Below are 22,765 nucleotides of genomic sequence, written 5' to 3'. Positions count from 1 at the left end.
GTTCATAAAGATTAAGTCATTGTGATCGTTTCCCGGTATACTGTTTTTTCTCCATCTGACAATATAAAGTCAGCGCTCTTTTTGGAATACTGTTTTTTTCGGGAATTATATTCCATTTGTATATTTAATTTTACCTGATACGATCCCGTCTGATACAGGTATTTTTTGTCCAATTCTTCTTTTATATGAACCGGAACTTTGATTTCAGAGGTAAAAAAGGCTTCAAATCCATATTCTCTCTGTTTGGCAATGATAATTCCAGTACATTCTACATCCCCGATTCCTTTGATATTCCAAACAATGGATTCATCATTTCTTTCTCCATTATCAACATAATAAGGAGCGAACAGCAACAGGTTCCAAAAGGGCTCTTTCAGTTTATTTTTATAAAAGACCGCTTCATCTTCAAATGTGGTCAGATATTGGTTTCTGAAAACATCTGCATTCTGGTATTTTTCCTGAAGTCCGGCTGTTTTGAATTTCCAGTCTCCAATATTTTTCTGATGATCTGCAGCGCCAAGAAAACTACCCTTTTCATCCACTTTTATTTCCACAGGATAGGAACTCTGCTCCAGCACATGTAGGATTTCCATAAATTTATTTTCTGATGGGAAAGGAGAATCTTCCATTTTCTCTATCTCCCAGTTTTTTGTATGGTCCTCATTTACCTTTTCCTGAAGGGTAATTTTAAAAGATGAATAGAATCCTTTTGCTTCTCCAAACTGTATCTCAAGAGCATTTTCCACCTGATATTGGTGGGTTTCTGAAGTATATTTCTGAAAAGGCTTTACTCTTGTTTCTACCATACTGTTTTGTTATTACCGGCTGTTTAAAAGTCATTCCATTCACGATACAGCTCATTTATTTTATGAATCATTAAACTTATTATCCATCCTGAGATCCCACCAATCAACAGATATCTCAATGTTTTCATACTAAAAACCGAATGGAAAATAAATCCAGTTAAATGATCCTTTGATAAAGCAGAATCCACTCTATCACTTACTGAATCCCATATTGAGAATAATATTCCTATAAATCCTCCTGCAGTTATTATTCTTTTCTTCATATTTCCGGAATAAAAATTTTATTAATTGTATTACTTATGATTCAGTGCTTTATTTCTTCTCAGCTATTTCATCCGGGATATTAGTAATTTCATATGATGTTTGTAAATCAGTGTATATCCTTTTTGAGTCAGACAAAAGCTTAACATCTGCTTCATTATATTGTTTTTTAAAAATCGGATAGTGAAGATCTGAAGTAAACTTGTTAATAGTTTTATTTTTATCATTTATGATATAAAACCTTAAACTTGCATAATAAGGCTGATCATAGCCAACATTGACCGCTATATCCTGATGATACTCTCCAAAATAAATATTTTCATTTTCCAGAGTAATTAATATCCTGTTTCCTTTCAGATCAATACCGTCTGAATGGTTTATTTTAAAGGTTATTTTTTTGCTAAGCTGATGTACATTTTTATTAAATGATTGGGGAATCTCTCCTACAAAATTTTTAAATGCGGTTGTATCAATAATGACAGAGCCGCTTTCTAAACTATAATTTTCCCTATATCCGCCCAAATCTTTATTTTTATTACAGCTTATTAAGATTAGGGCTGTAAAAATTAATGTGAGAAGAGTTTTTATTTTCATAATTATTTTGGTAAAAATTTTTCATAAGTTGCTGGTACACCAACGGGCCAGGTACCTGCTTTTACATCCAAATATGCCCCATCCGGATTCCAGATTGCTTTATCTAATTTTATTTCTTTTTTTCTGTATTTATTATAAGTATCCATATCTTTTGGATCCGACTGATACGTATCTTTTAAATCTGTTTTAAAGTTTTCCCAAGTTGAACCACCCTCATCATGATCAGAAGCATAAGTATCCCTATGATTCTGTGTTCCCCATGCATCTTCATACAGTGATCTCCTCATATAGCCATAGACTGTTATTTTCCCATGGTTAGCCATTTTTTGTGCCAAGCTTTTATCTTTAAAAGCATTTGTAGTTGTCTCCGAACTTGTTCCGATACCGGTTCTGCATGCATAAGAATAAAATACAGATGTATTTCCATCTAAAAACACAGCCGGATTAACTTTTGAAAAGCTTTTGGCATCAAGTTCTTGTTTATCCGCATTTTTACCCTCATACCCAAATGCTATTACTCCCTCATTGGTTGCGTTTCTTACATAACCATGAGAGTATGCAAAAATTTCCTTTACTCTTCTTTTATTATCAAAAGCTGCACTATCCCTATTCCCAGAATTAATAATATTAATAACATCATCTATCGTAGTAACTCTTATTACTGTTAAGCCATTATTATGCTTAATTAAATCATTGGTTATTGTTGATAACTGATTTTCAGAATATCCATCGGTAAACAGGGCTACTTTTACAAAGGGGTAATTAGGATATTTGGTACGGACTTTTCTGACTGCCTCTCCTGGAAACATCAGTTTATTTGCAATATTTGTTGAGTGCTGCTCAGTACCTATAATTATTACTATCTCTTCTTTTATTAAATATACTTCTGCTTTTACATTCGGGCTATATTCTTTAAAAAAGGCATATACTCTCAGCTTAGCGATATTCCTATCCTTCGGTACTACATAAGAAATCTTTTCTTCGCCTGTTACCTGTGGGGCATTGGCTATATTTGTATCATCATACTGTATCGCCCACTTAAGAGCTTTTAATTCTGATTTCGAAGGAGTTCTGCTATACTGTGTTGCTTTAAAATAATACTTAACTCCCTTTTTTATAATCTTAACTTCTTTTGTACATTCTATATCTTCATAACATTTCACTGCCTTCACAAGTAATGACTGAATTTCGCCTTTCCCCTGGTATTCATCAAATTTTTTCCCACCTTTTTTCCCATAAAAGGTGTTCTCCTGAGGAGATTTAAAATCCAGAGTTCCCTTGGAAGCATCTTTCATGATATGTTCTGCTTCCTTATAGGATTTCCCAAAGACATTTCTTATAATATTTCCGCCTTCGCCTGCCATATTACTGCATTTTTACCTGTTTACCGCTATTGATAAGCACTTCCCTGGCACTTTCTACATTAATGGCATCTTTTGTACTGATGTAAGAGCCTGCTTCCATATTTTCTGTAATATTTTTGGCTGTAGATTTTCTGCCAGCTTCTGCGGTTTCAATAATATTGCTTGCTGTCAGATTATAATCATCATTAGCCGTTTCCGTGATATCTTCCCCAGCCATAATATTGACATTCCTCTGAGCAGAAGCAATGATATTTTTACCTGCATTGATCTGCACATTTTCCCCGGCTGTGAAGGTGATATTTTTTGGAGCATTCACCACAATATTTCCTTTTCCATCCATGAGATAAGTATTACCACTTGGATCTTCAATAAAGATGCTTCCTTCCTGATCGTTAAAGATCACTTTATTACCACTTCTGGTCTGAATCGATTTAAGATGATTATTGATGCTTCCTCCCAATGCAACCTGTCCGTGGAACATTCCTCCCATCGCAAACGGAAAATCGGGATGATGGTATTCAAAACCTACCATTACCTGATCTCCTACTTCCGGCACAGCAACAAAACCTCTGTTTTGAGTGACCATATCTGTTCCTCCTGCATCGGGGCTCATCATTCTGATAAAATGAGTGGTATCAGGATGTTGCTGCCAGTCGAATCTCACCTGTATTCTTCCCTGATTAAGCGGATCTGTATTGGAAATAACGGTAGCCACCTGCGGCTCGGCTTTAGGCTGTTTAAAATCCGGTTTTGGCATAAAGCCAGTGCCTTCAGCAATAGCTTCAAAACTTCCTGTATAATATCCTCTGGCATTGACTTCGTGTGAGACTTCGGTAATTGTAAGTTTTGTAAAATAGGAAGTCTGGCTGGTATCCGGTTTCCGCATTTCCATATCTGCAAGGCATCCCGGATATAAAAACGGAACAGTTGTATTTCCTGAAACCGTAAATACTTCTACAGCAGCACTGCCTGCAGCACTTTTCTGAGAATCGCTTACATCCACAAACATATTGGCATTAATGGGAGCCGGAGAAAGTGAACGGGTTTTAAAGATATTATTGTTCAGTTCATATGCTTTGGAGGGTATTTCGCCCAAATGTCTGATATTATTTTCAGAGCCTTCCATTTTGGTATGGCTGCTGCTGTTATAACCGAAAAATTCAGGATTGGTATGAACTGCATTGAGTTCTACCTGCACATCTGTTGCGTTGCTTCCGTATACAAGCCGGATCGGTTTTTCTGAAGGGGGAAGTTTGCCGAAATGAAGCACCTCGCCATCGTAGTAGAACTGCTCTCCGTAGGCTTCGGCTGTTCTTGCAAGATAGTTATAATGGGTTTCATTATATTGTGAGCTATAATTGATATAGCTTTTATTCTGTGTATCTACTCTGAAATCAAATTTCTCTGATCCCAGGGCTTCTTTAAGTATTTTGTTGGCAATAATTCCTGTATTCACAGCCTGATCACCTCCAAAACTTTGAGTATGGGGAGCTGCATCCATCAATATGGTAGGACTCTGGCCTCTCAGCACAATATTTCCAAGGCTCATTTTTTCCTGGCTGAATGCAGCTTTGGTGATAACTCCTACAAAAGTTCTTTCCGGGCTTTCACTTTCGTAATCTTTGTATTTGAAAACAATGGTGATTCGTTTTCCCAAAAACTGGCGTGCCCGTTCCAGGGTATGGTTTTGAGCTTCCCCGAGAGAATCATGAGCTAAGATCAGCTCAAAATTGTGGTGTCTTCTGGCACTTTGCTGCAGATGGAAATGTTTGAAGTGTTTGATAATTTTGCCTTCAATCACAATATCCAGTTTCACCACACGGTTGATTCCGGGAATATGATTCTCAGAAATCTTATCTGAATTCGAGATATTTTTATTCATAGTGATTAGGTTTTTTCAGAACTTTATTTGAAATAAACAGTCGTTCTATAAGGTTAAAAAAGGCAGAACAGCATCCCTTGAAACGGGTGTACTATTCTGCCTGATATTTAAATTCTGAATGTGCTTAAGAAGGCCATGCTCCGAAGTATGATGAATTCCCCAGGTCTATCTGTTCTGCACTTACCACAAAACTGATATACATACTGTTGTCATCCACAGCATCGAAATCTACTTCATGCTGGATTACATAACCGTTGTTCCACTTCAATGTTGTTAATGTTCCTTCTTCGTGAGATTTGTTGAAAGTAATCTCTCCTACTGTAGGCTTATATTTTCCGTTCAGTAAACTTTCCAGGATGTCTGATTTTTCAGTAGCTTCTACTGTGATTTTGATAAGAGCATTGGAAGGATCTGATGCCACACGCCCTGAAACGTCCGTAGATCTTGATACACTGTAGTTAAGCTTTAACAGTTTTTGCCCTTCACCGTTGTTGAATTTTAAAATTCCTCTTGAATTTCTTTCTGCCATGATTGTAAATTTTAATGGTTAATATATTGTGATTGTTTGCTTTCTATATCACCAAATATAGATGTATTTACAAAAAGCAAATTGCATTTATTATTAAATTTCGAAAAGTGTAGTAATAATACGACTAACACCCGTTAGGCAAATTAACTCTTATAAATCAGGTGTTTGCTGCTTTTTATCACTGAAAATCGGATGATTGTATTGACTGTTTAAAGAAACAAAACTATATTCCAAAAGCAACTGTAAGAAAAATCTTAAATACCAGGGCAAAAAATCTTTTAATAAAACGCTGTGAAAATAACTTAAAAAAAAACAGAAAAAAATTAAAGTACCAAAATACTGATGAACAGTACATTGAATACTGAAACCAGCTTTAGCAGGATATTTATTTGAAAAAATAAAACAAAATACTTGCGCGGTATTATAAAATGTTATACTTTTGCAACACTTTAAAACAACGAAGTAATAAACGAAAACATAATGGTTTCTTAGCTCAGTTGGTAGAGCAATGGATTGAAAATCCATGTGTCCCTGGTTCGATTCCTGGAGAAACCACTTTAAAACCTCTAATTTATTTTAGAGGTTTTTTTGTTACCTTATTTTCCTAAACCAATGTGGGATCAATTGCAAAAGTTGGGGACTAAGCAAAAAGCGGGATCAATTTCATTGATTTTTTTAAGCCTGATCATAATCTTAGACCTTCTTAGCACGACTAGAAGTACGATGATGTAGTAAATAAGTAAATCAACTATTCAGCCAGTTCAGGCATTCAGTAATCTGTAATTTACTGATAAAAACTTCAGCATTCACTTCCGGTTCCGGTGAAAGTCTAAGTTCTACTTTCTGGCTGGAATGCTTGATAATTTCGGAAACCGCGTCTTTATTAATGATAAATTTCCTGTTGATCTTAAAGAAAATTTCAGGGTTCAGCTTCTGAATAATATCTTTAATGGTATCATCATAAATATAGGTCTGATGATCTTTTGTGGTCAGGAAAAGGTATTTCCCGGAGGCAAAAAAGTAGGCAGTGTTACGCTCGTCTATTGATTTTAGTTTATTTCCTTCTCTTACCATGAAACGTTTCATCACCTCATCTTCTGCCTGTCGTAATGAGGACATAGATTTAAGAACCGGTTCAGGATCAAAATTGTTTCTTATGGAAATAAATTTTTGTAAAGCTTTATGGAGATCCTCTTCTTCAAAGGGCTTCAGAAGATAATCAATGGTAAAATGTCTGAAAACCCTCATGGCATATTCATCAAATGCAGTAATGAAAATAATCGGGGTAAAAAGTTCTACCTGTTCAAAAATTTCCAGGCTCATTCCATCTCCGAGATGAATATCCATAAAGATAAGGTCTGCGGATTCTTTTTCAAAGAAATCAACTGCCTGTTTTTTAGAACGAAGAATAACAGTCTCTGTAACAGGGACTATGCTCTGTGTATCCAAAAGATTTTTCAGATAATTAACAGCCAGCAGCTCATCTTCTATAATGGCAATTTTCATAACGATGCAAAAGTACAAAAAAACCGCTGAAACAATTAAGTTCAAGCGGTTTCCTCTGTATTGAATTTGATATGAAGTTCTATAAATTAGGGTTATTCTTCTTCGCACTCATTGGATATTCAATGGTATATCGCGGATCATTCTGCTGAAGAATATACTCATTACCACTAATGGTGTGGCTTATTTTTTTCTGATTTGCTCTTCTTAAGTCGAACCATCTTTGTCCTTCCAGAGCAAATTCTCTGAATCTCTCATCCAGGATAAATGTCATAAACGCAGCAGAATCCATTGTGTTTACTGCATTTTGTACTGAAGTATATCCCTCCGGCGTATATCTGTTTTTTAATACTTTCAGTAATGTTTCTTTAGCTTCAGCCAGTTTATTCAGCTTTAATAATGCTTCAGACTTGATAAAGTACTGCTCCGCTGTTCTGAAAGACACTTTGAATTCTAAACTTCCTCCTTTGGTGACTTTATACTTACTACCATTTTTTTCAAAATACATGCCAAACCTTTTATCTGCCGTGGAATTGTATGAAGAAATCAGTTCCGGAGATGCAAAAGATAAATTTTTGATTGAATTATCCCATGTATTATCCAAAGCCATGATCGACTCCGGGGAAGCATAATGGTTAGGTGGTGTGTTTACCGTATTTAAATTGCTCAGATCTCCTTTTACTGCCAATACCTGACCTGCATAGTTTAAAGCCTTGTTCCAGTCTCCTTCATATAGCGCTGCTCTTGCTTCAAAAGCCAGCAATGCTGTTTTTGAGAACCTGTAATTAACTCCCAGCGGCTGCTTCTGCTCAATCATCAAATCCTCAGCTTTTTTAAGATCTGCATGAACCTGATTGTACACCTCCTGTACTGATGATGGCTTCAATACCTGCTCAAGATCGATTTCAAGACTGATCGGAACGCCTCTGTCGGTAGAAGCTGTAGCACTATTATACGGTTTACCATATAAATTCACCATATCAAAATACAGGTAAGCACGAAGAGCATACGCCTCTGCTAAAATCTGATTCTTTTCAGGAGAATCCTGCATGGTTTTGCTTCCTTCATTGATAATCTGATTCAGATAAAAGTTCACGGAATAAAAGCTTACCCATGGAAATTCCGTAGATGCCTGATCATTATTAGCGTCTTTCCACATCGCAATTTCACGATAGGAAATAAAATCTGTTGAATTATCATCGATATTCACCTCATCGGTACGAAGTGCCACCAGTGATTTGTGAACAGGATATTTTGAATACGCAGATGTAAGGACTTTTCTATAGTCTTCAGTAGTCGTAGGAATCACTTTTCCTTCCGGCTGAATATCTAAAAACCTGTCGCATCCGATATTGATAAAGCTGATTGCTGCAAGAGCTATGATTGCTGTAATTTTTCTCATTTTTCTCAAGTTTTAAAAAGAAACATTAAATCCTACGGTCACCGACTTGGTGATAGGCTGTGCATAAATATTACCATACGTTTCCGGATCGAAATATCCTTTGTATCCGTTGCTGAATACAAACAGGTTACGTCCTTCAACGCTCAGTCTCAGGCTCGAAATCCCCATAGGATTTGTAAATTCTTTAGGAAGTGTGTACCCTAAACGGATGCTACTGATTCTGATATAGCTGATTTCTTTTGCCCATACATCCAGTAAGCTGTAGGCATTGGAACGGTTTCCTGTAAACCATTTATTGGCCATCCATCCGTCCGGGTTAGCTTCCATATCAGGACTTGTAATTCCCGGAAGCGAACCTCCAGCTTCATAAATATCTCTTGTGTAGTTTCTTCCTCTGTCTAACTCCATACCTCGGTAAGAAGGAGTTCTCATTACTGTCTGCTTCAGGTTGAATGTTGCAGAGATGGTAAGGTCAAAATTACTTACTTTAAAGGTGTTGATAATCCCTCCGGTAAATTTCGGATCTCTGTCTCCTACATAAGTAAACAGGCTTCTCAGCTCAGCATTTGAAAGTTTGGTATCAACAAGCTGCCCTGGCAGGAAATCTGCATACACATCATATAACTTAAAGAATTCTGCTGCTGAAACCTTCTGATCTCCTTTCCAGAATAATGGGTTTCCCTGTTCATCCATTCCTGCTGTTTTCAAAGCAAAAACAGCATTTACCGGAAGTCCTTCTCTTGATGGAAGCAATGCATTATCACGCGGCTGCTCACTCAATACTCTGCTCTTGTTATGTGCAAAGTTAATGGTAGTCGTCCATTTGAAATTATCATGATTGATGTTTCTGGTAGATATCGCCAGTTCAAAACCTTTGTTGGTCAGGCTTCCCCAGTTCATCATCGTATATTCGAATCCTGTTTCCAAAGGAGTTTCTTTCATACTGATCATATCCGTACCTTTTCTGCTGTAGACATCAGCGGTAAGGCTTACACGATTATTGAACAATCCCAAATCAAGACCTAAGTTGGTATTGGTTGTTTTTTCCCATCTCAGTTTATCGTTAGGAGGGCTGAGAACATTGATAATCGATTCTTTTCCTCCCGGAAGAATGGTGGCATCATTATATTCACCGATAAAGAATGGTGAGGTGTTTCTGTCGATATTTCCCTGAAGACCGTAAGATGCTCTCAATCTAAGGTTGGATACAGCAGAAATATTTTTCATAAAGTCTTCCTTCGTTACCAGCCATGATCCTGAAACGGCCCATATCGGAAGGTATTTATACTTTTTGTTAACTCCAAACAGGTTAGTACCGTCATATCTCACACTTCCAAAGAATGTATATTTCTGATCATACGTATAAGAAGCTGTAGCAAACATAGATGCATAGGCATTCTCGATAGGAGCTGCTTCACGGTAGGTTTCATATCTTTTATCAGCTGCAAAACTTGAATTCGGGAAAACGATTGCTGTGGCTCTTCTTGTTGAAGGATCGTATCCGAAAGCCCTCGTGATGGTTGTGTTATCTTCTGTTTTACGGATTTCTGTTCCTGCCATCAAATCAATTTCATGTTTATTGATCTTCGTGCTATATGCCGCCTGTAATTTCCAGTTGTACTGGAAGAAATCATTATCCCAGTTTTGTTTTACCGCACCAGCCGGCAGAAAGTAATTGTATTTACCGTCTTTGTAGTAACGGGTATTTTCTTTCATTTTTCTGGTAAAATAGGTATTCTCCGCTGCAAATTTCTCTGTTTTATTAGCATCATACTGAAGTCCCAACTGAGAAGTAAATCTTAAACTTTTTGAAGCTTTATATTCTAAATCTAAAATTGCTTTCAAAGAGTTATTTTTCAGTGAATAGTTGGTATTCTCTCGTTCTTCAAGGAAGTTGAAAGGAATATAACGATCTTCAAAACCATCCATATCTCTATCATAATTGTAGCTTCCATCCGCATTGAAAGGCTTCATGTAAGGATTGGCATTTCTTGAATAATTCACGGGGTTGATTGAAGCATCAGCATCTGTTACAAAAGATGTACGTTCGCTCTGCGTTCCGAAAATAGAGATTCCTGCATTTAACTTATCGCTTAGTTTATAATTGTTTTTCAAAGTCAGGTTATAACGCTTAAAACCTGTACCGATAGTTGTTCCTTCTTCATCATAATATCCCAGGGAGAAATAGTAATCTGCGCGATCACTTCCTCCTGAAACACTTAATCCGTATTGTTTGTTGATGGCATTTCTGTATAACAGTTTGCCCCAGTCTGTATTGTTATTTCTTAAACCGTTAATTTGTTGGCGTGTGAATGAGTTCAAAGCATCAAACCCTCCGTTTCTGAAAGCATCAAGCTGGTTATTCTGCGTCAAGATTCTCATTACTTCTCCTTTATCGGCACGGTACGTAAGATCTGCACGCTTGGCAAGCATCAGTTCCAGGTCTACTTTTTCAGAAGCATTTAAAAGATTTAATTTATCAAAATCAGGACGAGAGGTAACGAAAGTGTCTGCTGAGAAGTTCAGTTTCAGACTTCCTTTCTTTCCTTTTTTGGTGGTGATAGAGATAACTCCGTTGGCTGCTCTTGCTCCATAAATAGCTGTTGCCGCTGCATCTTTAAGGATGGTAATATCTTCAATATCGTTAGGGTTTAAGCCTGCGATAGAGAAGTTCTGGAGCTGATCAATATTGTCTTTATCCGTAAAATTCGGAACATCATTTCCTTCTAACGGAAGACCGTCAATGACCCATAGCGGATCCTGGGGACCGGAAAGGGAAGCTGTCCCTCTGATTCTGATCTTCGCCGGACTTCCCGGAGCTCCCGTTTCAGGAGTTACTGCCACACCGGCAATCTGCCCTGCCAGCATCTGGTCTACACTGGCAACACCAGCCTGGCTGATGTTGTCCATTTTAACGGTAGAAACCGCTGAAGTCTGCTTACGCTTTTCAATTTTCTGATACCCTGTGATAATAACTTCCTGGATTTTATTTTTTTCTGAAACCTCAGAAGTCAGTCTGATAGTATAATTAGTCTGTCCTTCATTCAGCTGAATGACTCTGGATTCATACCCAGGATAACTTACCAATACCGTTTTTGTATCAGCAGGGATTTCCAATATAAATTTTCCGTCCTTATCGGTTACCGTACCTACTGATACACTTTCGATAATTCCTTCCAACTCTGTTTTTGTAGAGACCGATTGGGTCTCGATTTTTATAGAAGCACCGGTGATAACCTGAGACGTATTTCCGTCTTCTATTTTCCCGGTGATGGTTTTCTTTTGCTGGGCCATTGCTATATTAGCAGCCAAAAGAGGTAAAAGTATTAGAGTTTTTTTCATTGCCGTTTATTTGTTTAAAGCCTCTTGTATACGAATGATTAAATCTGTGTAATGTGCTCTGGAAGCATCATCACCTCTGTACCTTGTTCTGTTCAGTAAGTCCAGAACTTTCTGAAGTTCTGCTCTCTTGTAAGTTGTCACTTCAGATACTCTTTTCATGGATGAATAATTGATATTCCTCAAACCATGATCATCTTCATGGAAATTACAGATGGTCGGGATATTCAAAGTATCATCTGTTTTCAATCCTTTTACTGCTGTTTTTTCAAACAATTTGTTCACAGAGACAATCAAAGCATCCACATAATTTTTCTGAGTCATTTTCTCAAGCATCGTAAGGCTTCCTTTTTTACTGAAAATGGCAGTTCTTACCTGATCAAATAAATTTTCAACCGTATAGATTTCTTCTTTAGAGCCGGACATCTGATGTTTCAGTTCATTCTCAAGTAATCGCAACAGTCTGTCATCCATAAACAAAGAATAGATATTTGCATACTGCATTCCTCTTGCCAGGGTATACGGTGTCTGTTCAAATGGTCCCATTGGTGAATCTTTAACCGGGTACGTTTTTTCTGTAATAGGATTAAAGAATAACCATTCCGGAAGGTTGATCGCATTTTTAACAAGATAATCAACTGCTCTTCTCTGAATTTCTGCAGGTACAGCTTCATAGGCTTTCTTCTTGTTACCAAAAACAGTATTGTTCAGATAAATTCCTCCTACATTCGCCATCACATGACCTGTATACAAATCCCACTGCCCGATTACTCCCAGATACAGTTTTCCGGCATCTGTGTATTCTTTACCATCTTCATACATCCATTTCAGGAGGTTGTTAATTACCACTTTCAGGTTTTTGATTCCGTACTCGCTGGCTTTCATCGCATCATCACCTAAATCTTCAGACTGCGAACGCGGATCAATGGTTTCCAGGTAGCTCTGCTGCTCTCCATAGAAGTACATCGGGTCATCTTCATGTTTTTCAATTAAGTTTTTCAGCGCTTTCTTCTCTACGAATTCATCCGGATACCAACGGTACCCCCACTCGATGGCATATTTATCGTAAAGACCAATTTTCGGAGTGATTGCTGTAACACCATCTTCCGGCTGAGCTACATAATTGTAACGGGCATAATCCATAATGGAAGGTGCCGTACCACCCATTTTGTCTGTAAATTCTTTGGAACGAAGCGACTCTACCGGGAATGCAAAGGATGCTCCCATATTGTGCTTCAGTCCGAAAGTGTGCCCTACCTCATGGGATGAAACAAAACGGATCGCTTCTCCCATATGTTCATCACTGAATTTATTTCCTCTTGCTTTAGGGTCAATAGGTCCTGTTTGAATTCTCATCCAGTCATGAAGAGAAGTCATTACATTATGCCACCAGATTATATCTGCTTCGATAATTTCCCCACTTCTCGGGTCTACTACTGATGGCCCCATTGCATTTGACTTTGGCGACGCGGCGTAAGTAATTACAGAATATCTTACATCATCAATATCAAAATCTTCATCTTTCTCATCCGGCATTTTCGCAATCACTGCATTTTTGAATCCTGCCTGCTCAAACGCCGCCTGCCAGTCATGTACTCCGGCGATAATCTTTTCACGCCATTGTTTCGGAGTTGCCGGATCGATATAATAAACAATCGGTTTCTTAGGCTCTACCAGCTCACCTTTTAAATATTTTTCTTTGTCCTCGTCCTTCGGTTCAAGATTCCATTTGGTAATAAAGAATTTCTCATCCATTTTTTGCTGGTTGTCATTAAACGACCAGTGTTTTTCGGAGAAAAATCCTACTCTTGAATCCGATACTCTTGGTTTCATCGGTATTTTAGAAAGCAGAACCAGATTGGTTGTAACGCCTAAAGTTACCGGAAGATCTACCCCGCCTTCATTGACAGAAGTGGACAATTGGGACTTCACCACAAGGTTTTTAGGAAAAGTCTTCACACCTTCTATGTAAGAAAGACTTGACTTCACAGATCCACCCAATCCTACATTAGCCAAAACATCATTAAAACTTTTCTGATTTCCGTCAAAAACTTTGTTCACTTTAATGGCTACAGCCGTAGAGTCGTTGTTTTGTGCTTCAATATCAAAGACTTCAATCACAGATTCTGAAAAGTTATCTTTCACAGATTTTGTAATGGCGTCATTTTTTGGGGATGACACTTTAGGTACCATCGTTTTTACCCATACTTTTTTAGCTACAGGATCACGGTAAAAAGAGATGACCTTATTCTCATAGTTCATTCCTTTGTTCAAACCAGCCTCATTGACCTGCATGGGTACCTGAGAAAGTTTATTGACCACCAAAAACTGACGCCCCATCAAACTGTCCGGGATTTCAAAATAAATATCCGTTTTTACCTGAATGGTATTAAAAAGTCCTTTTTTATAGGTTCCTTTTTTGATCAGGTCTTCAATCTTTTTGGTTTTCTTGGAGGAAGAGGTTTCTGTCTTATCCGTTTTTTCTTTGTTGACCTTTACCGTATCTTTATCTTTTTTCTGTGCTATTGCCATTGGTGAGGCCATAGCAAGACCGAGATACAGTGCCAGCCTGTAATTCTTCATTAAAATAGTCCGATTCATTCCAAATAGTAAATATCTTAGTTTCAGCCAGCAAAGCTATAGGTATCATGAATCATATATATAATATTAGGGAGTGAATGGTGCTAATTCGGGAGTGAATGGATTTTTATTTTACTTCATTAAAGGCAAAAAACATACGAAATATTCACTATCTACAGAAATATGAAGAAGATTATTCTTAAAATATCCATAAACCTGATTCAAATATTCAATTCCGAATTTCTCTCCCTGTACCGTTTCCGTCTTAGGCTGCAAGGTATTCTTTACCGTGATCCCGTCCTCATCAACGATAATGATAATTTCCAAAGGCTGATCCATCGTTGCAATATTATGTTTGGTCGCATTTTCCGTGACTATCTGAAGGGATAAATAGGGAATTCTTTTTTCAAGACTTTCAGGAGCATTAATAATCAATTCAAACTTCAGTTCTTCATCAAACCTGCTTTTCAGAAGTTCCATATAGTGCTGTATAAATTTAATTTCCTGCGAAACAGGAACAATATTGTCTTTTGGAGGCACTATAAGATACCTGTAAATCCTGGAAAGATTCATGGTAAATTTCTGTGCATTTTCTTTATTGATCCCGATCAACATATAAAGGGAATTCAATGAATTGAAAAGAAAATGGGGATTGATATTATTTTTAAGCTGCTGAAGCTGATTGATCACTTCTGCTTTGTGCATCTTTTCGTTTTCTACCAACAATAAATTCTTCTCAGACTGTATTTTTTCTTTTTCCTGATAAGCCAGGCTGGTTGCTCTCTGAAACAATATAAAGACCGTTACAATGAGAAACAACGCTGCCAGAAAAATATAAACAGTATAGGTTTTTATCTTGCTGATATTTTCGTCAATAATAAAATTTACATGGTTCACTACCGTGTATCCATCAAAATTATCAGTCTTCAATGGTTTTATAAAGCGTGTTACCTCCACTCCCAGATATTCTGAAACGGCTGTTCCTTTAGTATATCCTGCTTCAGTTTTGCTGGTCAGTGTATCATTAGCTTTAATATCTGTAAAGTCAAAAATATTCTTTCCGATATACTTCTTCTCAGGATGGGTAATACAGATTCCTTCTTTGGTAAAGACATAAGCGTAGGTATTGGAACTTTTATCGACATTAATAAAATATTGATGAAGATCATCCAGGCTTACGGTAGAGCCATAGTACAATTTGTTTTTATCAGGTAGTATCAAAGAATCGTAACTAATCCAATACATGCTGTCCTTTTTGGTAAGCAAAAGGTCTTTAAAATGTCCCGGTCCGTTATTCTTTATCACAATAGAATTCTCTTTACGATCTGTCTTCCTGAAAATACCGGATAAAGGATTATTACTATCTGTTTTTCCTGAAGTGGTGTTTTCATAATAATACCAGCTATAGGGCAGCAGATTTCTTTTTTTATTTAATTCATTTAAAACCGAAGAATAATCCTTGTAATTCTTCAGTCCGTCCTTTTGAATTAGTGCGCGAAGCAGATACTGATAATCCTCAATATTTCTGAATTCATGTTCTATCGATTCATACTTTCGGAAGAATGTTTTCTTTGCAAAATCATCGGTATTCTTACGGCTGTCTTCTGTGATCAAAAGACTCAAAACAGCAAATGCTGCTACTGCGATCAGGCAGGCAGATAAAGCGGTGATATAAATGGATTTTTTGGATAAGGCGTGCTTAAAATTAATAATCAAATTCTCTAAATTATGGATTCCTCTACATATAAATTATTCGTTTGCAAAGATATAACAAAGATTTCAGGACTGTAAAGTGAATTAAATTTAGATTTCATATTTTAAAGTAAAAAACAAAAATCAGATACGCTTAAGTCTTAAAGTTCGTTAATATCGTCATTGAGACCACCTATTCATCACGCTATATTTTGAAAATTAATTATCTTCGCCTACAAATCTTATTTAAAAATGAAGAAGATCATCTCCGGGATATCTATTTTTTGTGCCATCGCTATTTCAGCTCAGGAAGCCATCCAGTTTCAGGAACTGCCATTCAAGGACATTATTGCCAAAGCCAAGAAAGAAAAGAAATTGGTTTTTATTGATGCCTATGCATCATGGTGCGGCCCTTGTAAAATGATGGAAAAAAATGTCTTCACACAGAAGTCCGTGAGTGATTATTACAATACCAACTTCATTAATGCGCGATTTGATATGGAAAAAGGAGAAGGCAGAGATATCGCTTCGAAATTCGGAGTACGCTCATATCCTACTTATCTTTTCCTGAACGGTGAAGGTGAGCTTGTTTCCCGAAATACCGGATATATGGAAGAAAGCCTGTTTGTAGCAATGGCTCAGGATATCAATTCACCGGGAAACAAAAAAGGATCTCTTAAAGACCGCTTTGCCGGCGGGGAAAAAGACCCGGAATTCCTGATCAATATTATGAAGCTTAATGCCAACTCAGATTATGAATTTGCCAAAAAAGCTTCAGAAAGATACTTCCAGAACAAAAAGAAAACCGAAGAATTGTCAAAGGATGAAATTGGATTTCTTCTTTACTTCGTAAAATCATCGGAAGATATCAACTATCCTGTTTTTGCATCCAGAAAAGCAGAGATTATTAAATTCCTTCCTGAAGAAACTTACAATGAATTTGATGCCCAGCTGAAACTGGGAAAAATAGTAGAACAGTCTATTGATGATAAAAATAAAAAAATCAATGATGACTATTTTATGAAAGCTGCCGAACCATTGGTAGGGAAAGAAGCTGCTGTTAAAAAGCTGAATCAGACTAAACTCAGCTATTATGAACAGAACAGTAATTTTCCTGAATACGAGAAAGCGGCTTTAGATTATTATAAAAATTCTGATGCCTTTGATCCGAATGAGCTCCTGAGAGCAGCATGGATATTTGCAGATCATGTGAAAACTCCATCTTCATTAAAGAAGGCTACAGAATGGGCAGAAAAATCTGTTATGAGAAGCGAAACTTCGGAAAACACTTATATTCTTGCCAAGCTTTATCACCTTACCGGAAATAAAGAGATGGCAAAAAACTATGCTGAAATGTCTAAAAATATGGCAGTTCAGGGCAATAAGGATTCTCAACTGGCAGATGAACTATTAAAGCAGATAAAATAAACATTATAAACCGGATGAAATATAAATTATTAGCAGCAGGCATTTTAGCTTTCCTGTCTACAACTACGTTGAGCGCTCAGGAACAGGAACAAGGAGGACAGGATAAAAGTTTATACATAAAAGGGAATGCTTTATTTGCTCCGATAGGGATTTTAAACCTGGGAATAGAAAAACAGATCAGTCCAAAATATACCCTTCAGGGAGATGTTTTCATTTCACCATGGAAATCTTTCGCAGGACATAAACTACAGTTTTACTCAGTTTCTGCAGAAGGAAGATATTACTTTACTGAAGCTTTCAAACATTGGTATGTAGGTGCAAACGTAGCTGTTGCTGCTTACAATGCCACAAAATGGAGTTATTGGAATGACAACACCTTTGAAAACTGGAATGGGGAAATCCTTAAGAACTCCAACCTGTACCAGAAAGGATTTTCTGTAATGCTGGGAGTTACAGCAGGATACCAGTTTCAATTATCCGAGCGCTGGAATCTTGATATTTACGGAACAATCGGAACATCACAAGGATTTTATAAAGGGTACGACAAATCTACAGGAAGGCGTTACGATTCTGCCAAGGAATTCAATAAAAGCGGTGAAATCATCCCCTACAGAGGCGGTGTCATGATTTCTTATAAATTAAAATAATACAATGAAACCATTCGGAAGAAATCATATTATCATTTCAGTCATCACTTTTGTGATTCTTTTTTTAATGAATTATATCGGGAATGATTTACCTGACAAATTACAGAGAGCCTTAATGACGGCTTTTGCAGGAGTTGTTGGATTAACTATCGGACTATTTATATTAAATAAGGGCAGAAATGATAAAAATCCGCCCCAAAATTTTGATTAATTAATCTTCGTACACCACATATCTGGTTCTGATCTTTTCGAAACTTTCCAGATCTTTTTTCCATGAAGCTTTAATTTCCGGAATTGATTTTCCTGCGATGATCTGTTTTCTCAATTCATCAGTTCCGGATAAAGTATCAAACCACAGATTTTTCAGGAAGAAATCCTGCTGTGGATTTTTATAATTCTGATAGGCTTTGATTACCCATTCAAGATTCAGTTCTCTTAAATCTTTAGGATAACTGGAAAGGTTTTCACCATAACACAGCTTCCCGTTCAGGAAAGGATCTTTGGCACCATAGCTTGGTTTCGGCGTAAACTGATAGGGCAGGTTTTCCGTCCATGGAGAACCATAAATCTGGAAAGGAAGATCTGTTCCTCTTCCTACAGAAACCTGAGTACCTTCAAAAAAGCAAAGGCTTGGATATAAATTAATCGCTTTATCATTGGGTAAATTAGGAGAAGGTTTATCAAGTATTGGGTAACGCTGTTTTTTATGATAATTCTTCATCGGAACAAGCGTATATTTCGCCTGTACTTGATTTTTAAGCCATTTCTCTCCGTTTACCATCTTTCCATACTCTCCTATTGTCAGTCCATATACTACAGGAACTTCGTGAAGTCCGACAAAACTTGCCCATTTTTTCCTCAATACAGGACCGTCGGTATATCCGTCATGCGGATTGGGACGATCTAAAACCATGATCTCCACATTGTTTTCAGCGCCGGCCTCCATCAGGTAAGACAAAGTGGAAATATACGTGTAAAACCTCACTCCAACATCCTGAATATCAAAAACAACTACATCAATTCCGGAAAGCTGTTCCGGCTTTGGTTTTTTATTATTTCCATATAGTGAAACAATGGGAATTCCGGTCTTCACATCTACTCCGTTCTTCACTTTTGCACCTGCATCTGCATCTCCTCTGAAACCATGTTCAGGAGCGAAAATAGACTTGATTTTAATTCCGTTTTTTACAAGAAAATCAACCAGGTGGGTTTTATCACTCATTAAACCTGTCTGATTGGTTACCACCCCTATTGTTTTATTTTTTAACAGCGGCAAGTAAATTTCAGGCTGGTCGGCACCCGTTTTAAAATCCGGTTGAACTTGAGTCTGAGAATAATATTGGTTGAATACTCCTAAAAAAATTAGGCAAATCAGAAGTAAATTTTTAATTTTGAAATCTAAATTCATAAGCTTGAAATTTCCTTTATATTTCTCTAGAAAAATAGCATTTTCCAAAGATAACAAAAATAACCTTTCAAGGGTTATCATCTTCATTGGCAGGCTTTCCGTAGCATTGGGAATTATTGTTTCCCTCATTACCGTAGCCACCGGTTTTGGTTCAAAAAAAGCTATCAAAGAAAGGCTGGCTGATTTCAGCGGACATATTACCGTAAGATCCACAAGATCCAATTCTTCATACAATACTTCTGTACTGGACAATCAGGGACTGAATATTGCCAAGATAAAAGAACTTCCCGATGTGGAAAGCACTCAAAAATATGTAACAGTTACCGGAATTATGCGTAATGAGCACAATTTCGCAGGCATTATATTTAAAGGAATCGGTAAGGATTTTGATAGTTTAAGATTTAAAAAATTCCTTATAGCCGGAACAACTCCGAAGGTAACAGAAAAAGGATTCAATAGTGATGTAGCGATTTCTCAGAAAGTAGCCAATGACCTTCATCTTAAATTGAATGACAGCATTGTAACCGTATTTTTAAAAGCTGATCAGAAACCGCTTTACCGTAAGTTCAGAGTTATCGGAATTTACAGAACGGATATCAAGCTCATTGACGAGCAATTCGTTATCGGCGGTATCAATCATGCCAGAAAAATTCAGGATATGAAACCTGATGAAATTGGCGGAATCGATATCTTCCTGAAGAATGTGAATGATATCGACAAAGATTTTCCTGACATTGAGAAACTGATCGGGTATAAAAATTATGCTGAGAAAGCGACAGAAAAATTCCCGCAGATTACAGACTGGATCAGTATTTTTGATACCAATATTGCTTTGATCATTATTATTATGCTTATCGTAGTGGTCATCAATATCATTATGGTTTTGCTGATCCTTATTATCGAAAGAACCAATTCTATTGGTCTTCTCAAAACATTAGGCGCAAGCAATTCACAGATAAGAGCTACCTTTATCAATTATACCCTGATTATTATGATTCCAGGGCTTTTGTACGGAAATGCTATCGGATTGGGATTGATTTTAATCCAGAAATTCTTTGGAGTTATCAAGCTGAATCCTGAAAATTATTATGTAAGCACCGTTCCGGTAGATCTTAACCCTATTGCTATTGTCTCCATCTCAGTAGGAATTCTTATTATCTCAGGACTGGCTTTGATTATTCCGAGCTACCTGATCAGTAAGATTTCTCCGGTGAAAGCGATTAAGTACAACTAACCTGATAATTGATAATTGATAATTGATAATTGATAATTGATAATTGATAATTGATAATTGAAAGTTATTGATTGTGTATCAGTTGATTTCAGTGTTATCCACAACTTATCCACACGTTATCCACAGCACAGATAATTTTAAAAGCCTTATCTTTGTGCCGCTTATAAAACATTTATGAAATACGCAAAAAATATCCTTGAAACGATAGGTAACACACCGCTGGTAAAGCTTAACAAAGTATTAGGTGAAGATTTTCCGGCATTGGTATTAGCAAAAGTAGAGACCTTCAATCCCGGAAACTCCGTAAAGGACAGAATGGCTCTTAAAATGATAGAGGATGCCGAAAAAGACGGCAGATTAAAACCTGGAGGAACCATTATTGAAGGAACTTCCGGAAATACAGGAATGGGACTGGCTTTGGCAGCCATCATCAAAGGGTACAAATGTATCTTTGTAACCAATTCAAAACAGTCAAAGGAAAAATGTGACATTCTTCGTGCTGTAGGGGCTGAAGTAATTGTTTGCCCTACCGACGTAAAACCTACCGATCCGCGTTCTTATTATTCAGTTTCCAAAAGACTGGCAAAAGAAACGGAAAACGGATGGTATGTCAACCAATATGATAACCTGTCCAACAGAGCTGCTCATTATGAATCTACCGCTCCTGAAATCTGGGAACAGACAGAAGGAAAATTGACTCATTTTGTCGTAGGAGCCGGAACAGGAGGTACAATCACCGGATGCGGAACATTTTTCAAAGAAAAAAATCAGGATATCAAAGTAATCGGAGTGGATACTTATGGCTCTATTCTGAAAGAATTCCACGAAACAGGTGAACTGCATTATGACCATGCTTACACCTATATTACAGAAGGAATCGGGGAAGACATTATTCCTGAAAACTATGATATGTCTGTAATTGATCACTTTGAGAAAGTAACGGATAAAGACGGTGCTATCTATGCCAGAAAACTGGCGAAAGAGGAAGGTATTTTCTGTGGATATTCTGCCGGAAGTGCTATTGCATCTTTGATTCAGATGAAAGATCAGTTCACAAAAGATGATGTCATTGTTGTTTTACTTCATGACCATGGCTCAAGATATGTAGGAAAAATCTACAATGACGAGTGGATGAAGGAAATGGGCTGGTTGGAAGAGAACAAATAAGCTAACTTGTATATAATAAAAAACGGAGCAAAATGATTTTGCTCCGTTTTTGTTTTTATTAATCGGTTTTAACTTTCTCTTTCAATGTATTTTTGAGAAAGCTGTATTCTTTCTCATTCATTGATTTTCTGGGAAACATATAGCTGTATTTTCCTTCCAGAGAAATAAATTCATGAGTGCTGTCGAAATATTCAAAATCCTTCCATTCGCTGGTTTCTTTATCGCCGTCAATATTGACGGTGAAAAAGTTCTTATCCAACCTGATTTCATATACTTTACATCTTTCAAGCACACTTAAATAATGATTCACCTGTTTTTTCCATCTTGAAACTTTATTAACACTTACGGATAAAAAAACAGCACAAAGCAGAAATATAAAGCTTAAAAAGTATAAAATCCCTACACTTTCTTTACTCAAAAGATCTTTGAAAAGAAAAACAATAAAAACAACTACTGCTGCTGCAATGGTGGCAATCGTTTTACTTTTTGTAGTGGGTGAAAAAAGCAGACTTCCCTGATTACCGCTAAAATAAATATCTTCAAAAATCTTCCTGTCCGGCTTTAGTGTAATCACCTTTTCTTCATTCATAATTATAGAGTTTGCTTTAAAAAGCTACAAAACTAAACTAAATATCTTCATATTGATCACTTATGGCAGAAAGTTTATTCATGAGTTCTCTGTTTCTGCGGTTCAGAGCATCCAGTTTTTTCAGCATATTATGAATCACTTCAAGGCCGGGCAGGTTAATTTCGAGATCATAATGCCAGTTGGCAAATTTTTCCAGGTCAGGCAGATCTTCATACATCAGATAATGAATATTGTTTTCAATCTGAATATTCAGCAGCCCGTAATCTACAAGCTCATCAAAAAAAGTAATTTCTATATTATAGATTTTTACGAGTTCTTCCCGTGATATTCTTTCACTCAT

At 36.9% G+C, this 22,765-nt stretch carries 19 protein-coding genes and 1 tRNA gene; 6 read left to right on the top strand and 14 right to left on the bottom strand.

All coding sequences use genetic code 11. The features are described from left to right. Positions 1-11: 11 nt before the first annotated feature. The 6 genes from AC59HC_RS15410 to tssD form a co-directional block, all read right to left on the bottom strand. Entirely contained in the window at positions 12-806 is a 795-nt protein-coding gene (locus tag AC59HC_RS15410) for a hypothetical protein (protein WP_482400074.1), read from the bottom strand. Positions 807-829: 23 nt separating this feature from the next. After that, the gene (locus tag AC59HC_RS15405) at positions 830-1,069 is read right to left on the bottom strand and encodes a hypothetical protein (RefSeq protein WP_202838916.1); all 240 of its coding nucleotides are present in this window, start codon (positions 1,067-1,069) and stop codon (positions 830-832) included. Positions 1,070-1,118: 49 nt separating this feature from the next. Next, positions 1,119-1,661, bottom strand: coding sequence for a hypothetical protein (locus tag AC59HC_RS15400; protein ID WP_202838915.1), 543 nt, complete (start codon positions 1,659-1,661; stop codon positions 1,119-1,121). Positions 1,662-1,663: 2 nt separating this feature from the next. Further along, positions 1,664-3,025: a hypothetical protein gene (locus tag AC59HC_RS15395; protein ID WP_202838914.1), complete on the bottom strand. Its 1,362-nt coding sequence runs from the start codon at positions 3,023-3,025 to the stop codon at positions 1,664-1,666. A 1-nt stretch (position 3,026) separates the two neighbouring features. Further along, on the bottom strand, positions 3,027-4,907 hold the full coding sequence (locus tag AC59HC_RS15390) for a type VI secretion system Vgr family protein (RefSeq protein WP_496558940.1): 1,881 nt from the start codon (positions 4,905-4,907) through the stop codon (positions 3,027-3,029). A gap of 124 nt (positions 4,908-5,031) precedes the next feature. Beyond that, a complete protein-coding gene (gene tssD / locus AC59HC_RS15385) occupies positions 5,032-5,436 on the bottom strand; it encodes a type VI secretion system tube protein TssD (RefSeq protein ID WP_047421063.1) in 405 nt (134 codons plus the stop codon). Positions 5,437-5,918: 482 nt separating this feature from the next. Here tssD and AC59HC_RS15380 point away from each other — a divergent pair. Next, positions 5,919-5,991 (top strand) — tRNA-Phe (locus tag AC59HC_RS15380). 189 nt (positions 5,992-6,180) lie between these two features. Here the strand turns inward: AC59HC_RS15380 and AC59HC_RS15375 are convergent. The 5 genes from AC59HC_RS15375 to AC59HC_RS15355 all read right to left on the bottom strand — a co-directional run bounded on the left by AC59HC_RS15375 (position 6,181) and on the right by AC59HC_RS15355 (position 15,976). Beyond that, a complete protein-coding gene (locus tag AC59HC_RS15375; RefSeq protein WP_411413911.1) occupies positions 6,181-6,942 on the bottom strand; it encodes a LytR/AlgR family response regulator transcription factor in 762 nt (253 codons plus the stop codon). Positions 6,943-7,021: 79 nt separating this feature from the next. Further along, a complete protein-coding gene (locus AC59HC_RS15370; protein WP_202838911.1) occupies positions 7,022-8,341 on the bottom strand; it encodes a RagB/SusD family nutrient uptake outer membrane protein in 1,320 nt (439 codons plus the stop codon). Between the two features lie 12 nt (positions 8,342-8,353). Beyond that, positions 8,354-11,683 carry a SusC/RagA family TonB-linked outer membrane protein gene (locus AC59HC_RS15365; RefSeq protein ID WP_202838910.1) on the bottom strand — a complete coding sequence of 1,110 codons (3,330 nt, stop codon included), beginning with the start codon at positions 11,681-11,683 and terminating at the stop codon, positions 8,354-8,356. A 6-nt stretch (positions 11,684-11,689) separates the two neighbouring features. Continuing rightward, complete coding sequence (locus AC59HC_RS15360; RefSeq protein WP_496558939.1) at positions 11,690-14,263, bottom strand: zinc-dependent metalloprotease; 2,574 nt, start codon at positions 14,261-14,263, stop codon at positions 11,690-11,692. Between the two features lie 129 nt (positions 14,264-14,392). Continuing rightward, positions 14,393-15,976, bottom strand: a complete 1,584-nt coding sequence (locus AC59HC_RS15355) for a sensor histidine kinase (RefSeq protein ID WP_202838908.1) — start codon at positions 15,974-15,976, stop codon at positions 14,393-14,395. A 228-nt stretch (positions 15,977-16,204) separates the two neighbouring features. Here AC59HC_RS15355 and AC59HC_RS15350 point away from each other — a divergent pair, with 228 nt between their 5' ends. Genes AC59HC_RS15350 through AC59HC_RS15340 form a run of 3 tightly spaced genes read left to right on the top strand, consistent with a single transcriptional unit; the run spans position 16,205 to position 18,238 of the window. Then, the gene (locus AC59HC_RS15350) at positions 16,205-17,380 is read left to right on the top strand and encodes a thioredoxin family protein (RefSeq protein WP_202838907.1); all 1,176 of its coding nucleotides are present in this window, start codon (positions 16,205-16,207) and stop codon (positions 17,378-17,380) included. 14 nt (positions 17,381-17,394) lie between these two features. Then, on the top strand, positions 17,395-18,027 hold the full coding sequence (locus tag AC59HC_RS15345; protein ID WP_202838906.1) for a DUF3575 domain-containing protein: 633 nt from the start codon (positions 17,395-17,397) through the stop codon (positions 18,025-18,027). Between the two features lie 4 nt (positions 18,028-18,031). Further along, positions 18,032-18,238 carry a hypothetical protein gene (locus AC59HC_RS15340; RefSeq protein WP_089690129.1) on the top strand — a complete coding sequence of 69 codons (207 nt, stop codon included), beginning with the start codon at positions 18,032-18,034 and terminating at the stop codon, positions 18,236-18,238. Here the strand turns inward: AC59HC_RS15340 and AC59HC_RS15335 are convergent, their stop codons facing one another. Further along, positions 18,239-19,435, bottom strand: a complete 1,197-nt coding sequence (locus tag AC59HC_RS15335) for an exo-beta-N-acetylmuramidase NamZ family protein (RefSeq protein WP_202838905.1) — start codon at positions 19,433-19,435, stop codon at positions 18,239-18,241. It lies immediately after the preceding gene. Positions 19,436-19,439: 4 nt separating this feature from the next. Here AC59HC_RS15335 and AC59HC_RS15330 point away from each other — a divergent pair, with 4 nt between their 5' ends. Then, positions 19,440-20,669 carry an ABC transporter permease gene (locus AC59HC_RS15330; protein WP_110010172.1) on the top strand — a complete coding sequence of 410 codons (1,230 nt, stop codon included), beginning with the start codon at positions 19,440-19,442 and terminating at the stop codon, positions 20,667-20,669. 174 nt (positions 20,670-20,843) lie between these two features. Then, positions 20,844-21,836, top strand: coding sequence for a PLP-dependent cysteine synthase family protein (locus AC59HC_RS15325; RefSeq protein WP_110010173.1), 993 nt, complete (start codon positions 20,844-20,846; stop codon positions 21,834-21,836). 58 nt (positions 21,837-21,894) lie between these two features. Here the strand turns inward: AC59HC_RS15325 and AC59HC_RS15320 are convergent, their stop codons facing one another. Together AC59HC_RS15320 and AC59HC_RS15315 are read right to left on the bottom strand one after the other, a co-directional pair. Continuing rightward, positions 21,895-22,425: a hypothetical protein gene (locus AC59HC_RS15320; RefSeq protein WP_343643753.1), complete on the bottom strand. Its 531-nt coding sequence runs from the start codon at positions 22,423-22,425 to the stop codon at positions 21,895-21,897. Positions 22,426-22,462: 37 nt separating this feature from the next. Continuing rightward, complete coding sequence (locus AC59HC_RS15315) at positions 22,463-22,765, bottom strand: chaperone modulator CbpM (RefSeq protein WP_079242769.1); 303 nt, start codon at positions 22,763-22,765, stop codon at positions 22,463-22,465.

This window comes from Chryseobacterium sp. DZ-32, from assembly GCF_059587025.1.
The sequence above is the reverse complement of the archived record's forward strand: the minus strand, read 5'-3'. Positions and strand labels throughout refer to the sequence as shown.

What these genes read in the sequence shown, in the direction of transcription:
- AC59HC_RS15315 (WP_079242769.1), bottom strand. Translation starts at nt 22,765, where the DNA reads ATGAGTGAAAGAATATCACGGGAAGAACTCGTAAAAATCTATAATATA.
- AC59HC_RS15410 (WP_482400074.1), bottom strand. Translation starts at nt 806, where the DNA reads ATGGTAGAAACAAGAGTAAAGCCTTTTCAGAAATATACTTCAGAAACC.
- tssD (WP_047421063.1), bottom strand. Translation starts at nt 5,436, where the DNA reads ATGGCAGAAAGAAATTCAAGAGGAATTTTAAAATTCAACAACGGTGAA.
- AC59HC_RS15370 (WP_202838911.1), bottom strand. Translation starts at nt 8,341, where the DNA reads ATGAGAAAAATTACAGCAATCATAGCTCTTGCAGCAATCAGCTTTATC.
- AC59HC_RS15360 (WP_496558939.1), bottom strand. Translation starts at nt 14,263, where the DNA reads ATGAAGAATTACAGGCTGGCACTGTATCTCGGTCTTGCTATGGCCTCA.
- AC59HC_RS15350 (WP_202838907.1), top strand. Translation starts at nt 16,205, where the DNA reads ATGAAGAAGATCATCTCCGGGATATCTATTTTTTGTGCCATCGCTATT.
- AC59HC_RS15400 (WP_202838915.1), bottom strand. Translation starts at nt 1,661, where the DNA reads ATGAAAATAAAAACTCTTCTCACATTAATTTTTACAGCCCTAATCTTA.
- AC59HC_RS15340 (WP_089690129.1), top strand. Translation starts at nt 18,032, where the DNA reads ATGAAACCATTCGGAAGAAATCATATTATCATTTCAGTCATCACTTTT.
- AC59HC_RS15335 (WP_202838905.1), bottom strand. Translation starts at nt 19,435, where the DNA reads ATGAATTTAGATTTCAAAATTAAAAATTTACTTCTGATTTGCCTAATT.
- AC59HC_RS15365 (WP_202838910.1), bottom strand. Translation starts at nt 11,683, where the DNA reads ATGAAAAAAACTCTAATACTTTTACCTCTTTTGGCTGCTAATATAGCA.
- AC59HC_RS15320 (WP_343643753.1), bottom strand. Translation starts at nt 22,425, where the DNA reads ATGAATGAAGAAAAGGTGATTACACTAAAGCCGGACAGGAAGATTTTT.
- AC59HC_RS15395 (WP_202838914.1), bottom strand. Translation starts at nt 3,025, where the DNA reads ATGGCAGGCGAAGGCGGAAATATTATAAGAAATGTCTTTGGGAAATCC.
- AC59HC_RS15325 (WP_110010173.1), top strand. Translation starts at nt 20,844, where the DNA reads ATGAAATACGCAAAAAATATCCTTGAAACGATAGGTAACACACCGCTG.
- AC59HC_RS15405 (WP_202838916.1), bottom strand. Translation starts at nt 1,069, where the DNA reads ATGAAGAAAAGAATAATAACTGCAGGAGGATTTATAGGAATATTATTC.
- AC59HC_RS15390 (WP_496558940.1), bottom strand. Translation starts at nt 4,907, where the DNA reads ATGAATAAAAATATCTCGAATTCAGATAAGATTTCTGAGAATCATATT.
- AC59HC_RS15375 (WP_411413911.1), bottom strand. Translation starts at nt 6,942, where the DNA reads ATGAAAATTGCCATTATAGAAGATGAGCTGCTGGCTGTTAATTATCTG.
- AC59HC_RS15345 (WP_202838906.1), top strand. Translation starts at nt 17,395, where the DNA reads ATGAAATATAAATTATTAGCAGCAGGCATTTTAGCTTTCCTGTCTACA.